14 protein-coding genes are annotated in these 18270 nt (G+C 64.7%); 7 read left to right on the top strand and 7 right to left on the bottom strand.

Annotation, left to right across the window (positions count from 1 at the left end; translation table 11 throughout):
• Positions 1–8 precede the first annotated feature (8 nt).
• Together ligD and F562_RS0107520 are read right to left on the bottom strand one after the other, a co-directional pair.
• Positions 9–968, bottom strand: coding sequence for a non-homologous end-joining DNA ligase (gene ligD, locus F562_RS0107525; RefSeq protein ID WP_018156335.1), 960 nt, complete (start codon positions 966–968; stop codon positions 9–11).
• A 15-nt stretch (positions 969–983) separates the two neighbouring features.
• Positions 984–2456: a purine-cytosine permease family protein gene (locus tag F562_RS0107520; protein WP_018156334.1), complete on the bottom strand. Its 1473-nt coding sequence runs from the start codon at positions 2454–2456 to the stop codon at positions 984–986.
• 113 nt (positions 2457–2569) lie between these two features.
• Between F562_RS0107520 and hflX the strand changes: the two genes are divergently transcribed.
• Positions 2570–4036, top strand: a complete 1467-nt coding sequence (hflX, locus tag F562_RS0107515) for a GTPase HflX (RefSeq protein WP_018156333.1) — start codon at positions 2570–2572, stop codon at positions 4034–4036.
• A 3-nt stretch (positions 4037–4039) separates the two neighbouring features.
• Here hflX and F562_RS0107510 read toward each other — a convergent pair whose 3' ends face one another.
• Genes F562_RS0107510 through F562_RS0107490 form a run of 5 tightly spaced genes read right to left on the bottom strand, consistent with a single transcriptional unit; the run spans position 4040 to position 9362 of the window.
• Positions 4040–4819 (bottom strand): DUF1295 domain-containing protein, encoded by a 780-nt coding sequence (locus F562_RS0107510; protein ID WP_018156332.1) that lies wholly within the window; start codon positions 4817–4819, stop codon positions 4040–4042.
• Positions 4812–6125: an SAM-dependent methyltransferase gene (locus tag F562_RS0107505; protein WP_018156331.1), complete on the bottom strand. Its 1314-nt coding sequence runs from the start codon at positions 6123–6125 to the stop codon at positions 4812–4814. The genes F562_RS0107510 and F562_RS0107505 overlap by 8 nt, the downstream gene beginning before the upstream one ends.
• Positions 6125–7384, bottom strand: coding sequence for an SAM-dependent methyltransferase (locus tag F562_RS0107500; protein WP_018156330.1), 1260 nt, complete (start codon positions 7382–7384; stop codon positions 6125–6127). The genes F562_RS0107505 and F562_RS0107500 overlap by 1 nt, the downstream gene beginning before the upstream one ends.
• Positions 7381–8097, bottom strand: a complete 717-nt coding sequence (locus tag F562_RS0107495; RefSeq protein ID WP_018156329.1) for a DUF1365 domain-containing protein — start codon at positions 8095–8097, stop codon at positions 7381–7383. Before F562_RS0107495 ends, F562_RS0107500 begins: the two co-directional genes overlap by 4 nt.
• Positions 8094–9362, bottom strand: coding sequence for an NAD(P)/FAD-dependent oxidoreductase (locus tag F562_RS0107490; RefSeq protein ID WP_026181090.1), 1269 nt, complete (start codon positions 9360–9362; stop codon positions 8094–8096). Before F562_RS0107490 ends, F562_RS0107495 begins: the two co-directional genes overlap by 4 nt.
• Before the next feature lie 156 nt (positions 9363–9518).
• On the opposite strand from F562_RS0107490, the gene F562_RS0107485 reads away from it, so the two are divergent.
• The 6 genes from F562_RS0107485 to F562_RS21155 all read left to right on the top strand — a co-directional run bounded on the left by F562_RS0107485 (position 9519) and on the right by F562_RS21155 (position 18269).
• Positions 9519–11690: an ATP-dependent DNA helicase gene (locus F562_RS0107485; RefSeq protein ID WP_018156327.1), complete on the top strand. Its 2172-nt coding sequence runs from the start codon at positions 9519–9521 to the stop codon at positions 11688–11690.
• A gap of 34 nt (positions 11691–11724) precedes the next feature.
• Positions 11725–12678 (top strand): DNA polymerase III subunit delta, encoded by a 954-nt coding sequence (gene holA, locus F562_RS0107480; protein WP_040385261.1) that lies wholly within the window; start codon positions 11725–11727, stop codon positions 12676–12678.
• Between the two features lie 184 nt (positions 12679–12862).
• On the top strand, positions 12863–13123 hold the full coding sequence (rpsT, locus tag F562_RS0107475; RefSeq protein WP_018156325.1) for a 30S ribosomal protein S20: 261 nt from the start codon (positions 12863–12865) through the stop codon (positions 13121–13123).
• A 274-nt stretch (positions 13124–13397) separates the two neighbouring features.
• Entirely contained in the window at positions 13398–16253 is a 2856-nt protein-coding gene (gene leuS / locus F562_RS0107470) for a leucine--tRNA ligase (protein WP_018156324.1), read from the top strand.
• A gap of 9 nt (positions 16254–16262) precedes the next feature.
• Positions 16263–17159, top strand: a complete 897-nt coding sequence (locus F562_RS0107465) for a DegV family protein (protein WP_018156323.1) — start codon at positions 16263–16265, stop codon at positions 17157–17159.
• Positions 17160–17264: 105 nt separating this feature from the next.
• Positions 17265–18269 carry a ComEA family DNA-binding protein gene (locus F562_RS21155; protein ID WP_245553629.1) on the top strand — a complete coding sequence of 335 codons (1005 nt, stop codon included), beginning with the start codon at positions 17265–17267 and terminating at the stop codon, positions 18267–18269.
• The last annotated feature ends 1 nt before the right edge of the window (position 18270 follow it).

Below are 18270 nucleotides of genomic sequence, written 5' to 3'. Positions count from 1 at the left end.
GTACGAGATCACTCCGGTGAGTCCGTAGCCTCCAGCCCGTCTCGGTCGGCCCACTCCAAGAGAGTTGTGAGGTCATGCTGGACCTCGTCGATCTGCTCGTGAAGATCGCCCAGCCGGGCAAACCGCTCCGGCACCGTGGAAATGGTCAGGTCCTGCGGCTCGACGTCTTCGATCTCATCCCAGGTGAGCGGCGTCGAGACGGTGGCTCGTGCATTTCCACGCACGCTATAGGCCGAGGCGATGGTGTGATCGCGAGCGTTCTGGTTGTAGTCGATAAACACTGCGGTCGGGTCGCGATCCTTGCGCCACCAGGTCGTGGTGACCGCGTGGGGGAGCCGTTGCTCAACTTCATGCGCGAAGGCGAGTGCGGCGCGACGGACTTCTCCGAACCCCCAATCCGGCCGGATGCGCACATAGACGTGCAGGCCGCTGCCGCCTGAGGTCTTGGGGAATCCCACTATGCCGAGCTCGTCGAGGACCTCCTGCGCGGCGTACGCCACCTGGCGCACTCGCTCAAAACCTGCCTCGGGCATGGGGTCCAGGTCGATCCGCCACTCGTCTGGGCGCTCGGTGTCGGCGCGCCGGCTGTTCCACGGGTGAAATTCCACGGTCGACATCTGCACAGCCCAGATCACGGCGGCAAGTTCGGTCACGCACAGCTCGTCAGCGGTTCGTTGGTAGCGCGGAAAACTCACCTCGACCGTCTCGAGCCATGCGGGCGCCCCCCGCGGCACGCGCTTCTGGTGCACCTTGTCGCTGGCGATGCCATCGGGGAACCGATGCAGCATGCAGGGTCGCTCCCGCAGCGCGCGCACGATGCCGTCGCCAACCGCAAGGTAGTAATCGGCCAGATCGCGCTTGGTCGCGCCGAGTTCGGGGAAGTAGACCCGGTCGGGACTGGACAGGCGCACGGAGCGCTCGCCAACCGTGAGGTGCACCGGCTCACCGAATTGATTCTTGCCTGCCATCCGATCGCCTCCGCCTCAGAGTAGGTCACGCTCCTGGCTCCGGATCGTGCCACGCCTGGCCACCCAACTGATGACGAACCCGAGGATGAGCGCGAACAGGACCCCAAGGTTGGCGTACGCCCAGTCACCATCTCGCCCGCCCAGGCCCAGCGGTCCGAGTAGATAGCCCTGCCAGTTGTTGAAGGACGCGTCGTCGAAGGAGTTGATGACCAGGCCCCACCCGATGATCGAACTCAGTGCCAGGGTGCCGATCGCTCGCCAGTCCCAGGCGCCATAGCGCCCGGCCGGATCAAAGAGCGCGGCCTCGTCATAGGGGGCCCGGCGGGCAAAGATGTCGGCGATCACGATTCCCGCCCAGCCCGCGAGCGGCACGCCCAGGGTGATGAGGAAAGACTGGAACGGGCCCAGGAACGACCCGGCAAAGAAGACGACCCAGATGGTGCCCGTCGTCAGGATGAGTCCGTCGATACCCGCTGCGGCCGGTCGGGGGATGCGCACACCGAGCGACAACAGGGTCAGACCGGATGAATAGATGCCGAGCACTGCACCGCTCACCAAGGCCAGCACAGCAGCGATGGCGAACGGCACGAGGAACCAGGTCGGGAGCAGCGTGGCTAACGTGCCGACCGGGTCACCCTGGATGCGCTGGGACAGGGTGTCATCGGATCCGGCCAACAACAGGCCGTACGTCACCAGCACTGTCGGCGCCAGGGCGCCTCCGAGCGTGTTCCACATGACGATGACGCGAGCAGGCGTCTCGCGAGATTGATAGCGCGACCAGTCTGCCGAGATGTTGATCCAGCCCAGACCAAACCCCGTCATCATCATGACCAGGGCACCCACCACCGCTTGCAGCGATCCGGATGGCATGGTCGACACCTTCGCCCAGTCGACGTGGTGCAGGGTCAGCGCGATATAAGAGAGGGTGCCCAGCCCGGTCACCCAGGTCAGGACGGATTGCATCTTGATAATGAGGTGATAGCCGGCGATCGAGGCCAGCACGATCATCGTGGCGACAACCACACAGGCGATGACTTTGGTGATCGTGCCCCCACCCAGGCCGAGCTCTCGGAACACGGTTGCGGTGGCGAGGGTCGCCATGATGGCGAGGAAGGTCTCCCATCCGATTGAGGCCAGCCAGGAGACCACACCCGGGACCTTCTGCCCGGTGACGCCGAAGGCTGCGCGGGAGAGCACCATCGTCGGCGCCGAACCACGTTTGCCGCCGACCGCGACGAGCCCGCACAGCAAGAACGACAGCGTGATGCCGATGGCCGCTACCACGGTCGCCTGCCAGAAACTGATGCCAAAGGCGAGGGTGAAGCCCGCATAACTGATGCCGAAGACCGACACGTTGGCGGCGAACCAAGGCCAGAAGAGGTCGCTGGGCTTGGCGGTTCGATCGGAATCGGGGATGACCTCAATCCCCGTGGTCTCGATCTCCCACCGGGAGGAGGTCTCGCTGTCGTTACGGGCCGCTGTCGTCATGGCAGGAGTGTGGCACAAATCTCGTACGTATACGCATGAATTGTCGAAATCTTCGCCTTCTCGCCAGAAACCGAGTCGCGCGCGCTCGCCCATGGTGAGACCCTGGAGGCAATATGACGGCACATGATGAACTTCTGAAAGCCCGCGCAGCAGCGCTCGCGGAAGAAAACGATGGGGACCCGCGCTACGACGCCGACGGCTTCCTGATCGACGGCTACGACGGCGAACAGCTTGACCGGCAAGAGCGCGCGGCCCTACGTCGGGTGGGCGGCTTGTCGACCGAACTCGAGGACGTCACCGAAGTCGAGTACCGCCAGTTGCGGCTTGAACGGGTCGTCCTTGCGGGCGTCTGGACTGAGGGGACCGCAGAAGACGCGGAGAACTCGCTTCGCGAACTATCAGCGCTCGCGGAGACTGCGGGTTCCACGGTCCTGGCGGGCGTGATTCAGCGCCGCAGCCGACCCGACCCGGGCACCTGGATGGGTTCGGGTAAGGCCAAAGAACTTCGTGATGTGGTGATCGCGGAAGGCGCCGACACGGTCATCGCCGACAGTGAGTTGAGCCCCAGCCAGCGGCGCGCCCTCGAAGACGTCGTCAAGGTCAAGGTCATCGACCGGACCGCGCTGATCCTCGACATCTTTGCGCAGCATGCGAAGTCCAAGGAGGGCAAGGCTCAGGTCGAGCTCGCCCAGTTGTCCTACCTCCTTCCCCGCCTGCGCGGATGGGGTGAGTCGATGTCTCGGCAGGCTGGTGGCCAGGCCGCTGGTGGCCAGGGCATGGGTTCGCGTGGACCAGGTGAAACCAAGATCGAGTTGGACCGGCGACGGATCAACACGCGAATGGCCAAGTTGCGCAAAGAGATTGCCGCGATGAAGACCGCGCGCGACACCAAACGGTCCAGTCGCCAGACCCACCATGTGCCGAGCGTGGCGATCGCTGGGTACACCAACGCGGGAAAGTCCTCGCTACTCAATCGCATGACGGGCGCGGGCGTACTCGTCCAGAACCAGCTGTTCGCCACGCTTGATCCAACGGTTCGACGTGCCGAGACCGCGGATGGTCGCCTCTACACCCTGGTCGACACGGTCGGTTTTGTGCGGGCCCTTCCACACCAGTTGGTGGAAGCGTTCCGTTCGACGCTGGAAGAAGTCGCTGACTCCGATCTGTTGCTGCACATCGTCGACGGCTCCCACGCTGAACCCGAGTCGCAGATCTCGGCCGTCCGAGCCGTGCTGGCTGACGTCGGCGCCACCGACGTCAAGGAAGTCATCGTGGTGAACAAGACCGACCTCGCTGACCCCGAGGTGGTCGACCGGATTCTGCGCCACGAGAAGCACGCCATCGCGGTGTCGGCGCGTACGGGCGAAGGTCTCGACGAGTTGCTAGCCCTGGTCGCCTCTGAACTCCCGAGGCCCGACATCGAGGTTGAGGTGCTGCTGCCGTACGACCGAGGCGACCTGCTCAGCCGACTGCATGATGAGGCGGAGGTGCTCTCCACCCGGCATGAAGCCGACGGCACTCATGTGCACGCGAAAGTCACGCCAGCCCTGCAGGGCGAACTGGCGAGCTTCGTGCGCTGAGACCTAGCCGCGACGCGGCGGGAGCGGAACGAAAAAGCTTGTCCGCTCTTGGTATTCGGTGTACCCGGGGCGCTCGGCCATCAGGCGCTCCAGGCGCCGCGCTCCGGTCGCGACGACGAGGAAGTAGACCATGGCGACGGGGGAGAGCACAGTCAGAACGCCAGGCCATACCGCAGCAGACATGAGATAGACCCCGACCCACACACACGCGTCACCGAAGTAGTTCGGATGCCGGGACCAGCCCCACAGGCCGTCGTCCATGATCTGGCCGCGGCGGGATGAATCAGCCTTGAACTGGTCCATCTGCCGGTCGGCAAGGGATTCGATCACGACACCTGCCACGGCCACGACTCCACCAGCAATAGCCAACGGCACTCCGATGCCGGTGGCAGGTCCGGTCGCCGCGATGACCTGCACGGGCAGGGAGATGAACCACTGCGCGAGGCCTTGGGTGACAAACACCTTGCCCACAATCTGCGCAGGGCTCGCGCCCTCAAGGAACTCGGTGTATCGAGGATCTTCGCCCTTCCCACGTGACCGAATCCAAATGTTGGTGCTGAGACGAACTCCCCACACCCCCACGATCGCCGCAGCGACCCACGGCCGGGCTCCTTCGCCAGTTCCAATCAGCGCAGCCAGCACCGCGACGACCGCAAGGCCGTAGCCCCACACGACGTCAACGACGTTGAACCGTCCGATTCGGCGCCCGATCGCGTAGGTCACAGCCTGAAGAAGCGCCAAGACAAGGAGGCAGGTGAGGCTGAGCAGAGCGAAATCACGCACGAGCGGTACTCCAGGAGGTGGGTCGGACGGCGGGAAGGGATGACGGTCCGTGATCGCGCCGCACCATGAGAATCTGGTCGACCCCCATCCTGGCCTGTTCAAAGCTCAAGAGTCCACCGGCGAGGTAAAGGTCCCACACGCGAATGACCTCTGGCCCGACCAGTTTCGTCAGTTCGGCTCGGTGCTGCTCGAACCGTTGTTGCCAGGCGCGTACGGTCCAGACGTAGTGCTCGCGCAGTGCATGCACGTCGCGTACCTCGAGCCCTCCGGCTTCCAGCAAGTTGAGCGTCTCGCCGATCGGCCGCATGGTCATGTCCGGGGCGATGAAGCTCTCAATGAAGGGGCCACCACCGCGATTGCGATTGCCAGAGCGCGACATCTGCTGGATGAGCACCCGGCCCTCTGGGCGTACGCACCGGGCAAGCGTCTCGGCATAGGTCGCGTAATTGCGTTCGCCCACATGCTCGCCCATCTCAAGCGAGGCCACGGCATCAAAGGGCGGGTCGGAAATATCGCGATAGTCCTGCAACCGAATCTCGACCAGCGAGCCCAAGCCGCGACGGTCAATCTCGCCGTCGATATAGGCCTTCTGCTCGCGTGAGATCGTCACACCGGTCACCTGCGCCCCGAAATGCTCCGCGGCATAGAGGCTGAGCGAACCCCAGCCGCACCCGATGTCGAGAAAGCGCATCCCCGTTCGAGTGTCCAGTCCGACCTTGCGGCAGACCAGGTCGAGTTTGTCGGCCTGAGCGTCTTCAAGGGTGTAGTCCGCAGTCTCCGAGCCCGCGAGGTCGGCGCCGGTGACATAGGCACACGAGTAGGCCATGTGGGCATCGAGGATGAGTGAGTAGAACGCGTTGGACAGGTCGTAGTGGTGGTGAATGACCTCCCGGTCGCGGCGCTTGGAGTGCAGCCGCCCGCGGACCGCGATCTGGGTCTTTGGAAGCGATGGGCGTGGGCCAAATGCGCCTAATTGGCGGGCCGTGCGGGCAGCGTTGACCAGCATGCCCGGCGTGGGGCGGACCGCCGACAGGTTGCGCTCGCGCACGACTGCCCACAGATGGTGGAGGCCTTGCGTGAGGTCACCATCAATGTCCAGATCGCCCGTGACATACGCCTGGGCGGCGCCGAGTTCGCCTGGGCTCCAAAGGATTCGCTGGAGCGCGCGAGGCGAGTTGAGCCGAACCACAGGTGCATCGGCTGGCCCGGCGGTGCTTCCGTCCCACGCCTCAAGGCGCACCGGGAGATCGCCTTTGACCAGCGGACGAAGAAGCTCCTCAAGTTGCGTCGCGACTGCCGTCGCCATCACGCCCCCTTGCGGTAGGTGAGCTGTTGGACATCGAGATAGCCCGCGCGGAAGCCGCCCTCTGAGTAGCGAAGGTAGAAGGACCACATGCGGCGGAAGACTTCATCGAACCCGAGGGCTTCCAATTCGTTTGGTACGCAGCTGAATTGGTCTGCCCACCGGCTGAGCGTTTCGGCATAGCTCAGCCCCATTGACAGGTTGTTGATCGGTGTAAGACCAGCCTGGGTAGCCGACGCGGCGAGCATCTCGGAGGAGGGAAGGGCGCCACCCGGGAAGACGTATTTATGGATCCAGGTGTAGCCGTCCTTGGTCTCCAACGCGCGATGGTGGGGCATCGTGATGCCCTGAATGACGGCGACGCCGCCCGGAGCCAACACGTTGTTAATGATGGAGAAGTACTCGTCCAGGAAGTCCAGGCCGACTGCTTCGATCATCTCCACGCTGACGACGGCGTCGTAGGTTCCCGTGAGGGTGCGATAGTCAGCCAACTCGATATCGACGTTGTCCGCATACCCAGCATCGGCGATCTTGTTGCGCGCCAACGATTGCTGCTCTTCAGAGAGCGTCACGCTGTGCACCTTGGCTCCGCGAGCCGCTGCGCGCAGCGCGAGTTCGCCCCAGCCCGTGCCAATTTCGAGGACGGCGCTTCCCGGCCCGACCTTGGCCTCGTCGAGCATCCGATCGATCTTCTTGTGCTGGGCGGTGACCAGGTCATCGGATGGGTTGTCGAAGAGCGCCGACGAGTAGGTCATCGTCGAGTCGAGGAACAGGGCGAACATCTCGTTCGACAGGTCGTAGTGACGCGCAACATTGCTGCGTGAGTTCTCTGGAGTCGGCCGGTCTGCCCGAGGCTGGGTGGCCAGATAGAACGAGCGCATCCGCTTCAGCGGGGCAGGTACTAGCGCATCGATGCCCGTCGCAAAGGCGGCGATCAACCCGGCAAGATCCTCCGAATCCCATTCGCCAGCCAGATAGGACTCTCCGAATCCGATCAGGCCAGCGGAGCCGACCCGTCGCATGAAGGCCTCCGGTCGGTGCAGGTGCATGGTGGGAGCGCCAACTTCATCACGCGCTCCGCCCATGACCGAACCGTCGGGCAGGACGACACGGACCGCGAGTTCTCCCACAGTCTTACGAAAGATGCCCCAGGTTGCCCACGCGGCGGTACGAGCCTTGATGCTCAACGGAACCCGCGCGACGTCGGGCCACCGCTCTGGGTCAACAATGATGCGCGGTGGGCCTGCGGACAGGGTGGTCATGCTGGCTCCTGGGGGAGGTGGGGCGGACGAGGTTGGATGGTGAGGCCGCGTAGCCACAGCACGATCCCGTGGCGCCGGATGCGCAGGGATACCAGATGAGGGGCTAGCGGCAGGCGGAGCAAAATCCGACCGACATCGCGGCGGGTTGCGCGGCGGCCCTGCCACCTGGTGACGAATGGCGGTGCGCCGTCGCGGTGCAGGGTGATGCGTACATCGACGGTGTCGTCAGGGGGTGGAAGGGACATCGAGTAATAGCCCGAGGTGTCATTGAACGGGGAAACATAGAAGGCCTTGTCGACCTCTGCTCGGGCTCGATCATCCGGTCGCACGAGGTAGGCGTGGCGCTCGCCGTAGGTGTTGTGCACTTCGGCGATCACGCAGGCAAGCGACTCCTCGGCGTCCCAACACCAATAGACCGTCAGCGGATTGAAGACATGGCCGAGGGTGCGCGCTCCGGTGAGGGCCACCATCCGTCCGTGGGTGAGGTCGACGCCGCGTTCGCGGGCGAACGACACCACGTTTGTATGCCAGTCCTGCTCAGGGTCTCCGAGGTGATCCTTCGCCCGAAAACTGACGAACGGTCGGGTCCATAAGGGCAAGGAGTCGACCCGAGCCGGATCGATCAACCAACTACACCCGGGATAACTGAAGTCGTGTCGAATGGGCGCGGTCCGCGTGTGCCGGACGGTCGTGAGTACGGGTGTCGGTGTCACCAGGCGCCGCCAAGTCGCTCCGCGGCACGCAGCCCGGACAGCGCACCATCCTCGTGGAAGCCCCACCCGTGGTAGGCGCCGGCAAACGCAATGCGGTCGTCGGAAAGTCCGGGGAGTTTTTGTTGCGCCGCGACTGATTCGGTGGTGTAGAGCGGGTGCTCATAGGTCATCTCAGCGATCACCCGATCTGGGTCTATCCGACGAGAACCATTGAGAGTCACCAGAACTCGCTTCCCGTCCGGGCTCGGCAACCGCATTAGTCGGGTGAGGTCATAGCTGACGAGGACGCCGTCGGTCGGGGTCTTGGGGATGAGGTAGTTCCACGACCCGCGGGCGCCGCGGCGCCGTGGAAGGACCGAGTCGTCGGTGTGTAACTGTGCCTGGTTGACCGAGTAGGTGATGGCGCCCAGCACGGCCTGCTCGCTCGCTGTTGGTTCCGCCAACATCGACAGTGCTTGGTGTGGGTGAGTGGCGACGACCGCGGCGGCGTATTCGGCGGTGTGGCCATCGCGAGCGGTGACCTCGACGCCAGAGGCGGTACGGCGCACGCTGGCGACAGGGGTCGACAACTTCACTTCGTCGATATGAGCCAGGACACGGTCGACATAAACGCGAGAACCACCGACGACGGTGCGCCACGTGGGTGAACCGGTCACGGTCAGCATCCCGTGGTGATCCAGGAAGGTCAGGAGGGACCGTGCGGGATAGTCCAGTGAGTGCTCGGGATCGCACGACCACACGGCGGCGACCAAGGGCTGGATGAACCACTCAGTGAAGGCTGACGAGAACTTCTGGGGTGCCAGCCAGTCTCGCAGGGAAGTGTCAGGGTTGGCTCCGCTGTCGCCGTCCAAGAAGGTACGGGCGGCCTGGTGGAACCGGCGTACGTCCCGCAACATGCGCAGGTAGGCGGGCCTGGTCACAGTGCGCGGATCGGCAAAAATCCCGCTGGCTCCGCGGCCGCCGGCGTAGGAGATTCGGTCGCGCTCGTGCCATACCGACATCGACATGTCAGTGGCTTGGGTGGGCACGTCGAGTTCAGCAAACAGGCGTAGCAGCGTGGGGTAGGTGCGGTCGTTGTGGACGATGAATCCGCTATCGATCTGGAGGGTCTGCGATCCCAGTGTGACGTCGTGGGTATGGCTATGGCCGCCCGCGCGGACGTCCGCCTCATAAAGGGTCACCGCGTGGGTGCGGGACAGCACATAGGCGGCGACAAGGCCAGACACCCCACTGCCGATGACGGCGACGCGGGTTGGGTTTGGCATGAACGGCTCCTTGGGCATGTCACTGGACTCAGCGGGTAGTTCGGAGACGCGCAGTCGGCGGATGGGTCGCGACTGGCAACCATCAGGAGGATAGACGGGAGTTGTCCACACGCCGTGGGGCGTCCTCGGTGTGAGGTGGGTTCAGCGAATAGGCTGATGAGCATGCCGTCGCCCGCCCTTGATGAGTTGATTCATGCCTCGGTTGCAGGCGTTGGTGGTAGCGAACGGCCGGGTCAGGTGCAGATGGCTCACGCCGTGGAGGCCTCCACGAAAAGTGGGGAGCACCTCCTCGTCCAGGCAGGCACGGGGACCGGAAAGTCACTGGCCTATTTGGTTCCTGCGATCGCCCACGCACAAGCTCAAGGTCGACCCTCGGTGGTGGCGACGGCGACCCTCGCCCTCCAAGCGCAGATCGTGGACCGGGACCTACCCCGGATCGCCTCGGCACTCCAGCCGTTGCTCGACCGGCGCCCGACCTACGCACTGGTCAAAGGCCGACGCAATTACGTGTGCAAACACAAACTTGCCGGTGGCTACCCAGAGGAAGAGGGCCTGTTCTCCGTCGGAGACGTGGACGCCGCCGCAGGCAAGCTGGGCCAGGAAGTGGTTCGGCTGCGCGAGTGGGCACAGGAGACGGAGTCCGGTGACCGCGATGAGCTCGTTCCCGGGGTTTCCGAACGCGCCTGGCGCCAGGTTTCGGTGTCAGCGCAAGAGTGCCTCGGCAACAAGTGCCCGATGGTGGGGGAGTGCTTCGTCGAGGAAGCGCGAGCGGCTGCCAAGGACGTCGACATCGTGGTGACCAACCATGCATTCATGGCCATTGATGCGTTCGAAGGTCGCCAGATGCTCCCGGAGCATGACTTGTTGGTGGTCGATGAGGCGCACGAACTGGTGGACCGGGTCACCTCAACGGTCACGGACGAGATGTCGTCCGGAATGATCAACGGTGCTGCCAAACGGGTGGGCCGGATGGCGCAGACCGACGCCCTGACCGACGCTGGCGAAGGGCTCGAGCAGACCATGCAGGGCCTCACCGAGGGTCGGCTCATGGGGCTTCCGGATGCACTGGCTGACGCGCTTGCACATGTTCGTGATTGTGCGCGGGACCTGCAGAGTGAGCTCAAGCCGAGCAGCGCCGCGGAAAACGACGCCGGACGCCAGGTCGCTCGCGCAGCGGTCGATGAGATTTTCGATCACGCCGAACGCATCCTGGAGCAACGCGAGCTCGACGTGACCTGGCTGTCCCAGGACCAGCGCCGCGGCCAGTCGTTGCGGGTCGCACCCATGAGCGTGGCCATGTTGTTGCGCGACAAGCTTTTTGGTGACCGGACCATCGTGCTGACGTCTGCGACCTTGGAACTCGGAGGGTCATTCGACGCCGTCGCCGGCCAGCTCGGGCTACGGGGCGAGGGTGGGCCCGCCTACCAGGGACTCGATGTGGGTTCACCCTTTGACTACCCACAGCAGGCCATGGCCTATGTCGCGCAGCACCTCCCGGCGCCTGGCCGCGATGGGATGGCGCCGCAAACCATGGATGAGATCGAAGCCCTCATCCGCGCGGCAGGTGGCCGAACCCTCGGCCTGTTCTCCTCGCGCCGCGCTGCCGAGGCCGCGGCCGAAGAAATGCGACATCGTTTCGGCGACGACATTCCCGTTCTGTGTCAGGGCGATGACCAATTGCCAACACTGGTACGCGAGTTCGCCAGTGACGCAGCGACCTGTCTATTCGGCACGATGTCGTTGTGGCAGGGGGTCGACGTACCCGGATCCGCATGTCAGCTGGTCATCGTCGACCGCATCCCGTTCCCCCGGCCGGATGATCCCCTGGCCTCGGCGCGCTCCCAGGCCATCGCCAAGATGGGCGGGAACGGTTTCATGGCGGTGTCGGCGACCCACGCGGCCCTTCGACTTGCGCAGGGCGCGGGTCGACTCGTACGCCGGTCGAGCGATCGCGGCGTGGTCGCCTTCCTTGACTCGCGCATGATGACCGCGCGATATGCGGGGTTTTTGCAGCGCTCGCTTCCGCCGTTTTGGCCGACGACGGATCGCACTCTGGTGTTGAAGGCGCTAGGACGCCTCGACCAGACCGCGGCGCCCATCGTGGGCGTCGAGGCGCCTGCCCTGCGCGGCTTGGCAGGCACCCGTGCCGACCACCCACCGACAGAGGTCCCGACGCCTGGCGCCGCCTGGAACGACGAGGCCGACGAGGAACTGCGCGACGGAGCCGACATGGGCCTGACGTTGGCCGAGGTCGCTGATCACCTGGAGATGTCGCCCGAGGACGTTGCGGCGCGGGCCGACCAACTGCAGATCTCACTGGAGTCCTGAGCACGCTGTCAGTCCTGCGTGGCAGGCTTCACCTATGAGTCTTCCGCACCTTGTGCTCATCACGGGGCCTGAGCAGGTGTTGGCCGAGCGTGCCCTTGCCGAGGCGGTCGCGGCCGCCAAGCAGGAAGACGCTCAGGCGGAGGTCATCAGGCTGGACGGCCGGACCTATGAGGCCGGCAGTTTGATCATTCACACCAGCCCCAGTTTGTTTGGTGGCACGAAGGTCGTCGTGGTGCGAGGCCTTGATGAGGGCACCGACGAGCTCATCGAGGACATCGTGAAGTTGGTCCAGCAGGGCATCGACGGGATGCTGATTGTTCTGCATAAAGGGGGGCAGCGCGGCAAACGAGCGCTGGACGTCCTCAAGAAGGCGCAGGCGCGCGTCGTGCAGGCGCCAGCGATTAAATCCGAACGGGACAAGAGCGCGTTCGTGACCCATGAGTTCCGCTCCCGAGGGCGCAAGGCGACCCCGGATGCCGTGCGGGCCCTCCTGGAAGCCGTCGGCAAAGACTTGCGCGAGTTGGCCCGAGCGTGCGAGCAATTGGTCGATGACACCGAGGGGCTCATCGACGAAGCACTCGTGGGCCGCTATCACGGTGGCAAGGTCGAAGCGACGGGGTTCCGCGTCGCTGATGCGGCCATTGCGGGCGACACCGCCGAGGCGCTGAGGTTGCTGCGTCACGCGCTTGCCAGTGGACTGGACCCGGTTCCCGTGGTGGCGGTGCTTGCCAGCCAACTGCGACAGATTGCCCGCGTCGCCAGCGCTGGTCGGAGCCGTTCGGTCGATCTCGCAAAAGATCTGGGCATGGCGCCCTGGCAAGTTGATCGGGCGCGCGCGGCCTCGCGTGGGTGGGACGGTGAGCGCCTCGGACGGGCCATTCAAGCGGTCGCCGCAGCCGACTTCGACGTCAAAGGCGGTGGCCGTGACCCGGTGTACGCCGTCGAGCGAGTCGTCCTGGAGATCACCCGGCAGCGCCAAGCCGGGTAGCGGCTTTCTCGTCGTTTTGGGGCACAGGTCGCTGCACTGTTACCGTGATGGCCTGCGTGCGCCCGCGGCTGGGGTGCTCGCACCAGTATTTTCGCTTCGTTCATCGCCTGGGATCCCCACCCCTCATCCGAGCGAGCGAAGGAACGCCCTCACTGACACTGACGTACACCGAGAAAGAGTTTTCGTGGCAAACATCAAGTCGCAGATGAAGCGGATCAAGACCAACGCGATCCGTACTGAGCGCAACCGTGCCTACAAGGCCGAACTGCGTACGTGGATCCGTAAGTTCCGGGAGGCTGCCGCCACCGGAGACAAGACACAGGCGACTGAGGCCCTCACCACCGCGTCCAAGAAGTTGGACAAGGCCGTGAGCAAGGGTGTCATTCACAAGAACCAGGCCGCCAACAAGAAGTCGGCAATGGCCAAGCAGCTCAACAAGATCTGAGCTCGAGTCCCAGATCTGACAACGGCCGCCACCTCGCGATGCGAGGCGGCGGCCGAGTCATGTCTGGACACCTCCCGCGGCGTGCCCGTTCCTCACCCGGGGGCCTGCGCTAATCTAGGCGTCATGCACCACGAACAGCAGCTTCCGTAGCCGCGTTGACCAATCCGGGCCTCAACGCGGCAAACCCCTCGAATGCCGGGGGGTTTTCTCATGGGTGAGCCCGCGCCCGACCACGGCACATTTGACGCACGAAAGCTCTCCGAGGACGGAATCCATGCCTGACATTCCCGCGCACCGCTATACGCCTGAGTTCGCCAACGCCATCGAGAAGCGCTGGCAGGACCGGTGGGAAGAGGATCGAACCTTTGAGGTCGCCAACCCAAGCGGCCCATGGGGTGAGGCAGGGGTGGCCGAGCGCCCCAAGCGCATGGTGCAAGACATGTTTTCCTACCCCAGTGGAGCGGGCCTGCACGTCGGCCACCCGCTGCCGTACATCGCCTCTGATGTCTATGCGCGTTACCTGCGCACCCGTGGATTCCACGTTCTCTTCACCCAGGGATTCGATGCCTTCGGCCTCCCCGCCGAGCAGCACGCTGTTGCGACGGGACAGCATCCACGCAAGACCACCGAGCAGAACATCACCGCATTCAAGCGTCAGCTGCGTCAACTGGGCCTGTCCTACGATCAGCGTCGTCGGATCGCGACCACTGACCCGGACTACTACCGTTGGACGCAGTGGATTTTTCTCCAGATCTTCAACGCCTGGTTCGACGAGCGAGTGGGCAAGGCTCGTCCGATCGGTGAGTTGGAGCAGGCGTACGCCAGCGGTGAGGTCGCCACGCCCGACGGGCGCCCCTGGACTGAGTTGGGCGAGGCCGAGCGAGTCGATGCCATCGACTCTCGTCGGTTGGCCTACAAGCGCAAGGTTCCCGTTAACTGGGCCCCGGGCCTGGGCACTGTCGTGGCGAACGAAGAGGTCACCAACGAGGGTCTGACCGAGCGCGGCGATATGCCCGTCTTCCGGCGCGACCTGTCGCAATGGATGATGCGGATCACCGCATATGCCGATCGGCTGACGGACGACCTGGACCGGGTCGCGTGGCCGGAGTCGATCAAGACGATGCAGCGCAACTGGATCGGTCGGTCTCATGGAGCGGCACTGACATTCGCGGTGGATTCCACTGATGGTGGCGCGGGCCTGGAGGTCTTCACCACGCGTCCCGACACGATCTTTGGCGCGACCTTCATGGTGGTCGCTCCGGAGCACCCGATCTTGGAGAGTGCGGTCCCTGCCGCGTGGCCGACTGGGACCAAGGCGGCGTGGACTGGGGGCGCCGCGACACCGGCCGAGGCGGTGGGTGACTATCAGCGGGCAGCTTCACGCAAGTCTGAGCGGGACCGCCAGATTGATGACAAGCAGAAGTCGGGTGTCTTCACCGGCATCTTCGCGACGAATCCCGTCACGGGACAACCGGTTCCGGTGTTTACCGCGGACTATGTCCTGATGGGCTATGGCACTGGCGCGATCATGGCGGTGCCGGGGGAAGACGAGCGCGACTGGGACTTCGCGGCGAAGTACGACCTGCCGCACGTACGGACGGTCCAGCCGCCGGAGGATCACGACGAGAACACTGCCTACACCGGGCCAGGAGCGATCATCAACTCCGCCAATGAGCGAATCTCGTTGAATGGCATGGAGATTGACGAAGCCAAGTCCGCAGTCATTGAGTTGCTTGAGAAGGACAATGCCGGGCACGGCACGGTCACCTACAAGTTGCGTGACTGGTTGTTCAGTCGCCAGCGCTACTGGGGTGAACCGTTCCCGATCGTTTATGACGAGCACGGACACGCCCATGCCGTCCCGGATGATCAGTTGCCGGTCGAGTTGCCTGAGGTCGCGGACTACTCGCCAAAGACCTACGAACCGGACGATGCGCAGTCCGAGCCGGAGTCCCCGCTGTCCCGAGCCACCGAGTGGGTCGAGGTCGAGTTGGACCTGGGGGAGGGCCGCAAGACGTACCGCCGTGAGACCGACACCATGCCCAACTGGGCCGGATCGTGTTGGTATGAGCTGCGATACACCGATGCTGGCAATCACGAGCGAGTGGTCGATCCGGACGTCGAGAACTACTGGATGGGTCCCGGCCGAGGTGAAGGCGAGGGCGTGGCCAACGACCCCGGTGGCGTTGATTTTTACATCGGCGGCGCCGAGCACGCGGTGCTGCACCTGCTGTATTCGCGTTTCTGGCACAAGGTGTTGCACGACCTGGGCTTTGTGTCCTCAGAGGAGCCCTTCCGACGGCTATTCATCCATGGCTACGTACAGGCCTTCGCCTTTCGCGACCACCGAGGGCAGCCGGTGCCTGCAACCGAAGTTGAGGTCGGCGAGGACGGGGAGAGCTGGACCTGGAACGGCCAGGCCGTCACCCGTGAATACGGCAAGATGGGCAAGTCGCTGAAAAACGTCGTGACCCCGGACGAAATGTGCGACCAGTACGGAGCCGATACCTTCCGGGTTTACGAGATGTCGATGGGGCCGCTGGACCAGTCACGCGCCTGGGAGACCCGTGCTGTGGTGGGGTCACAACGGTTCTTGCAGCGCATCTGGCGCAACCTGGTCGATGAGTCCACTGGCGAGTTGCGGGTCGTTGACGCCGCCCCGGGCGACGCCCTCAATCGGTTGCTGCACACCACGATCGCCGGTGTGCGCGACGACTATGACGAGCTGCGATTTAACACGGCGGTCGCAAAGATCACCGAGTTGAATAACGCGCTGACCCAGGCGGATTCCGTTCCACGGGAGGTCGCTGAGGCGATTGTCACGATGGTCTCACCGTTGGCTCCGCACATGGCCGAGGAGCTGTGGCAGCGGCTCGGCCACGAAGGCTCGGTGGCTTTCGCGTCCTTCCCTGAACCGCAGGAGCAGTGGCTGGTGGCCGAGACGGTGACCTGCGTCGTCCAGATCCAGGGCAAGGTGCGCGCTCGGATCGAGGTCGCTCCAGATATCTCCGACGCGGACCTGGAGGCGGCGGCGCTAGCCCATGAGCGGGTGCAGATCTCCCTGGGAGACAAGGCGATACGCAAGGTGATCGTGCGTGCTCCCAAACTGGTCAGCATCGTGGCGGGGTAGGTTCGCACCATGCTGGCGTTGGTCACCGACTCGACAGCCTGCTTGTCGTCGGAACTCGTGGCGCAGAACGCGATCCGACTGGTGCGTATGCACCTCCTTGTGGATGGTGAGTCCTACGTCGAAGGCGTTGACATGGACGTCACTGAGGTGACGAATGCCCTGCGCGAGCACAAGTGGGTTTCGACGTCGAAGCCGTCGGTCGGCGACTTTATCGATGCCTATGACGACCTGGCCCGTCAAGGCGCAGATCACATTCTGTCGATCCATCTCTCGGCCGAAATGTCCGGAACCGTGGGGTCGGCACAGCTCGCGGCCGCAGAAGTGGACGTCCCGGTCGAGGTGGTCGATTCCCGCTCTTTGGGGATGGGCCTGGGTTTCGCCGTCTTGTCGGCTGCCGAGATCCTGGCATCCGGCGGCACAGTGACAGCTGCCGCTGCCGGTGCCCGCCGAAGGGCCGACGGAAGTTCGACGACGTTCTACGTCGACACCCTGGACTACTTGCGCCGCGGTGGCCGGATTGGTCGTGCCTCCGCATTCGTCGGGTCGGCCCTGGCGATCAAGCCGTTGCTCGTGCTCCAAGACGGCACCGTCGGACCGTTGGAGAAGGTGCGCACGTCAGGCAAGGCACTGGCTCGACTCGAGGAACTCACGGTGGAACAGGTGGAGAACCGAGGGGAGAGCCCTGAGGGGATCGATATTGCCGTGCAGCATCTCGACGCTGCCGACCGTGCCGAGGCCCTGTGCGACCGTTTGATAGCCAGACTCGGAGCCTCGGTCGACGTGCATCTGGTCGGACTCGACGCTGTCGTGGCCGCGCATGTTGGACCGGGCACGATCGGTACGGTCGTGAGCCCTCGCGTCCGCACGTTGCCGCCCACGATCGGGGCCACCGCCTTAGACGGATGAGGGTGGCGTCAGCCTTGTCCACACGTCCGGTGGCACCAATCGGGTTATCCACAGGTTGCTTCCTGGCCGCTGCGGCTGCTTGGACTACTCCATAGCGTGGTGGTCATGAGCAGTTCGACCGGAGGAAGTGCGCCGCGGCGCGGTCAATCAATGCCCCCCGATCGACTTGCTGCGGTCCTGGATGAGGTTGATCGGGCACGTCGAACGGGGGGATGGACTCCGGAGGAGCCAACGGATCGAGGGCGCCGGGCAACGTCGTCCGAGCGCATACAGCGGCGGTCCCAGGCGAATGTCTCCTCGGCGTCGGATGACTCAGGTCCACGCCACCTGCGGCAGCGACCCGATGACGCTATTCGCCCACACACCCCACTGATTCGGCCGCCGCGCAGCCTCCAGGACTCGGTCCTGGCTCCGGGACGGCTCGCGGTGGTCGCCGTGTTGGTGCTCGTCCTCATGGTGGGTGCCGTGCTGGGTGGGCGAGTGCTGTGGATGCGCGCGACGAGTGAACCACGCCCGGTCGCCGCAGCGGAGAACAGTGCAGTGCAGGGCACGCCGCGCGGCCGCGCCGATGCTCCGGCCCAGGCGAGCCCCTCGACGCCGTCCGGCCCGACAGCGACGACCCCGACCACCATGCTCGTCCATGTTGTCGGGCAAGTGGCGCGGCCGGGAGTAGTGACCTTGTCGCCAGGTGCCCGCGTGAGCGATGCGCTGAAGGCGGCCGGGGGAGCACGCTCCGGCGCTGATCTTGCCCGACTCAATCTCGCCCGCCCGGTCACCGACGGAGAACAAGTTGCCGTGCCGAAGCCGGGCGAAGAGCTCAGCCCGGCCCCTGGCGCGGCAGGTTCGGCTGCACCACCGGGCAGCACACCCTCGGGCGCGGACAGTGGTGATGGCGGCACCCCGGGGGGAGTTCCGGGGGCGCCGGTCAACCTCAACCAGGCCGATGCGAGCGCACTGGAGCAACTGCCGGGGGTCGGCCCAGTGATCGCCGGGCGCATCGTGCAATGGCGGACCGACAATGGTCAGTTCACCTCGGTCGATGAACTCACCGAAGTGAGTGGAATTGGAGAAAAGATGCTCGCCCAACTGCGGCCACACGTCGCCGTGTGAG

It is taken from the genome of Demetria terragena DSM 11295 (assembly GCF_000376825.1).
Classification (GTDB): Bacteria; Actinomycetota; Actinomycetes; order Actinomycetales; family Dermatophilaceae; genus Demetria; species Demetria terragena.
This window is presented reverse-complemented; position numbering and strand designations above follow the sequence as displayed.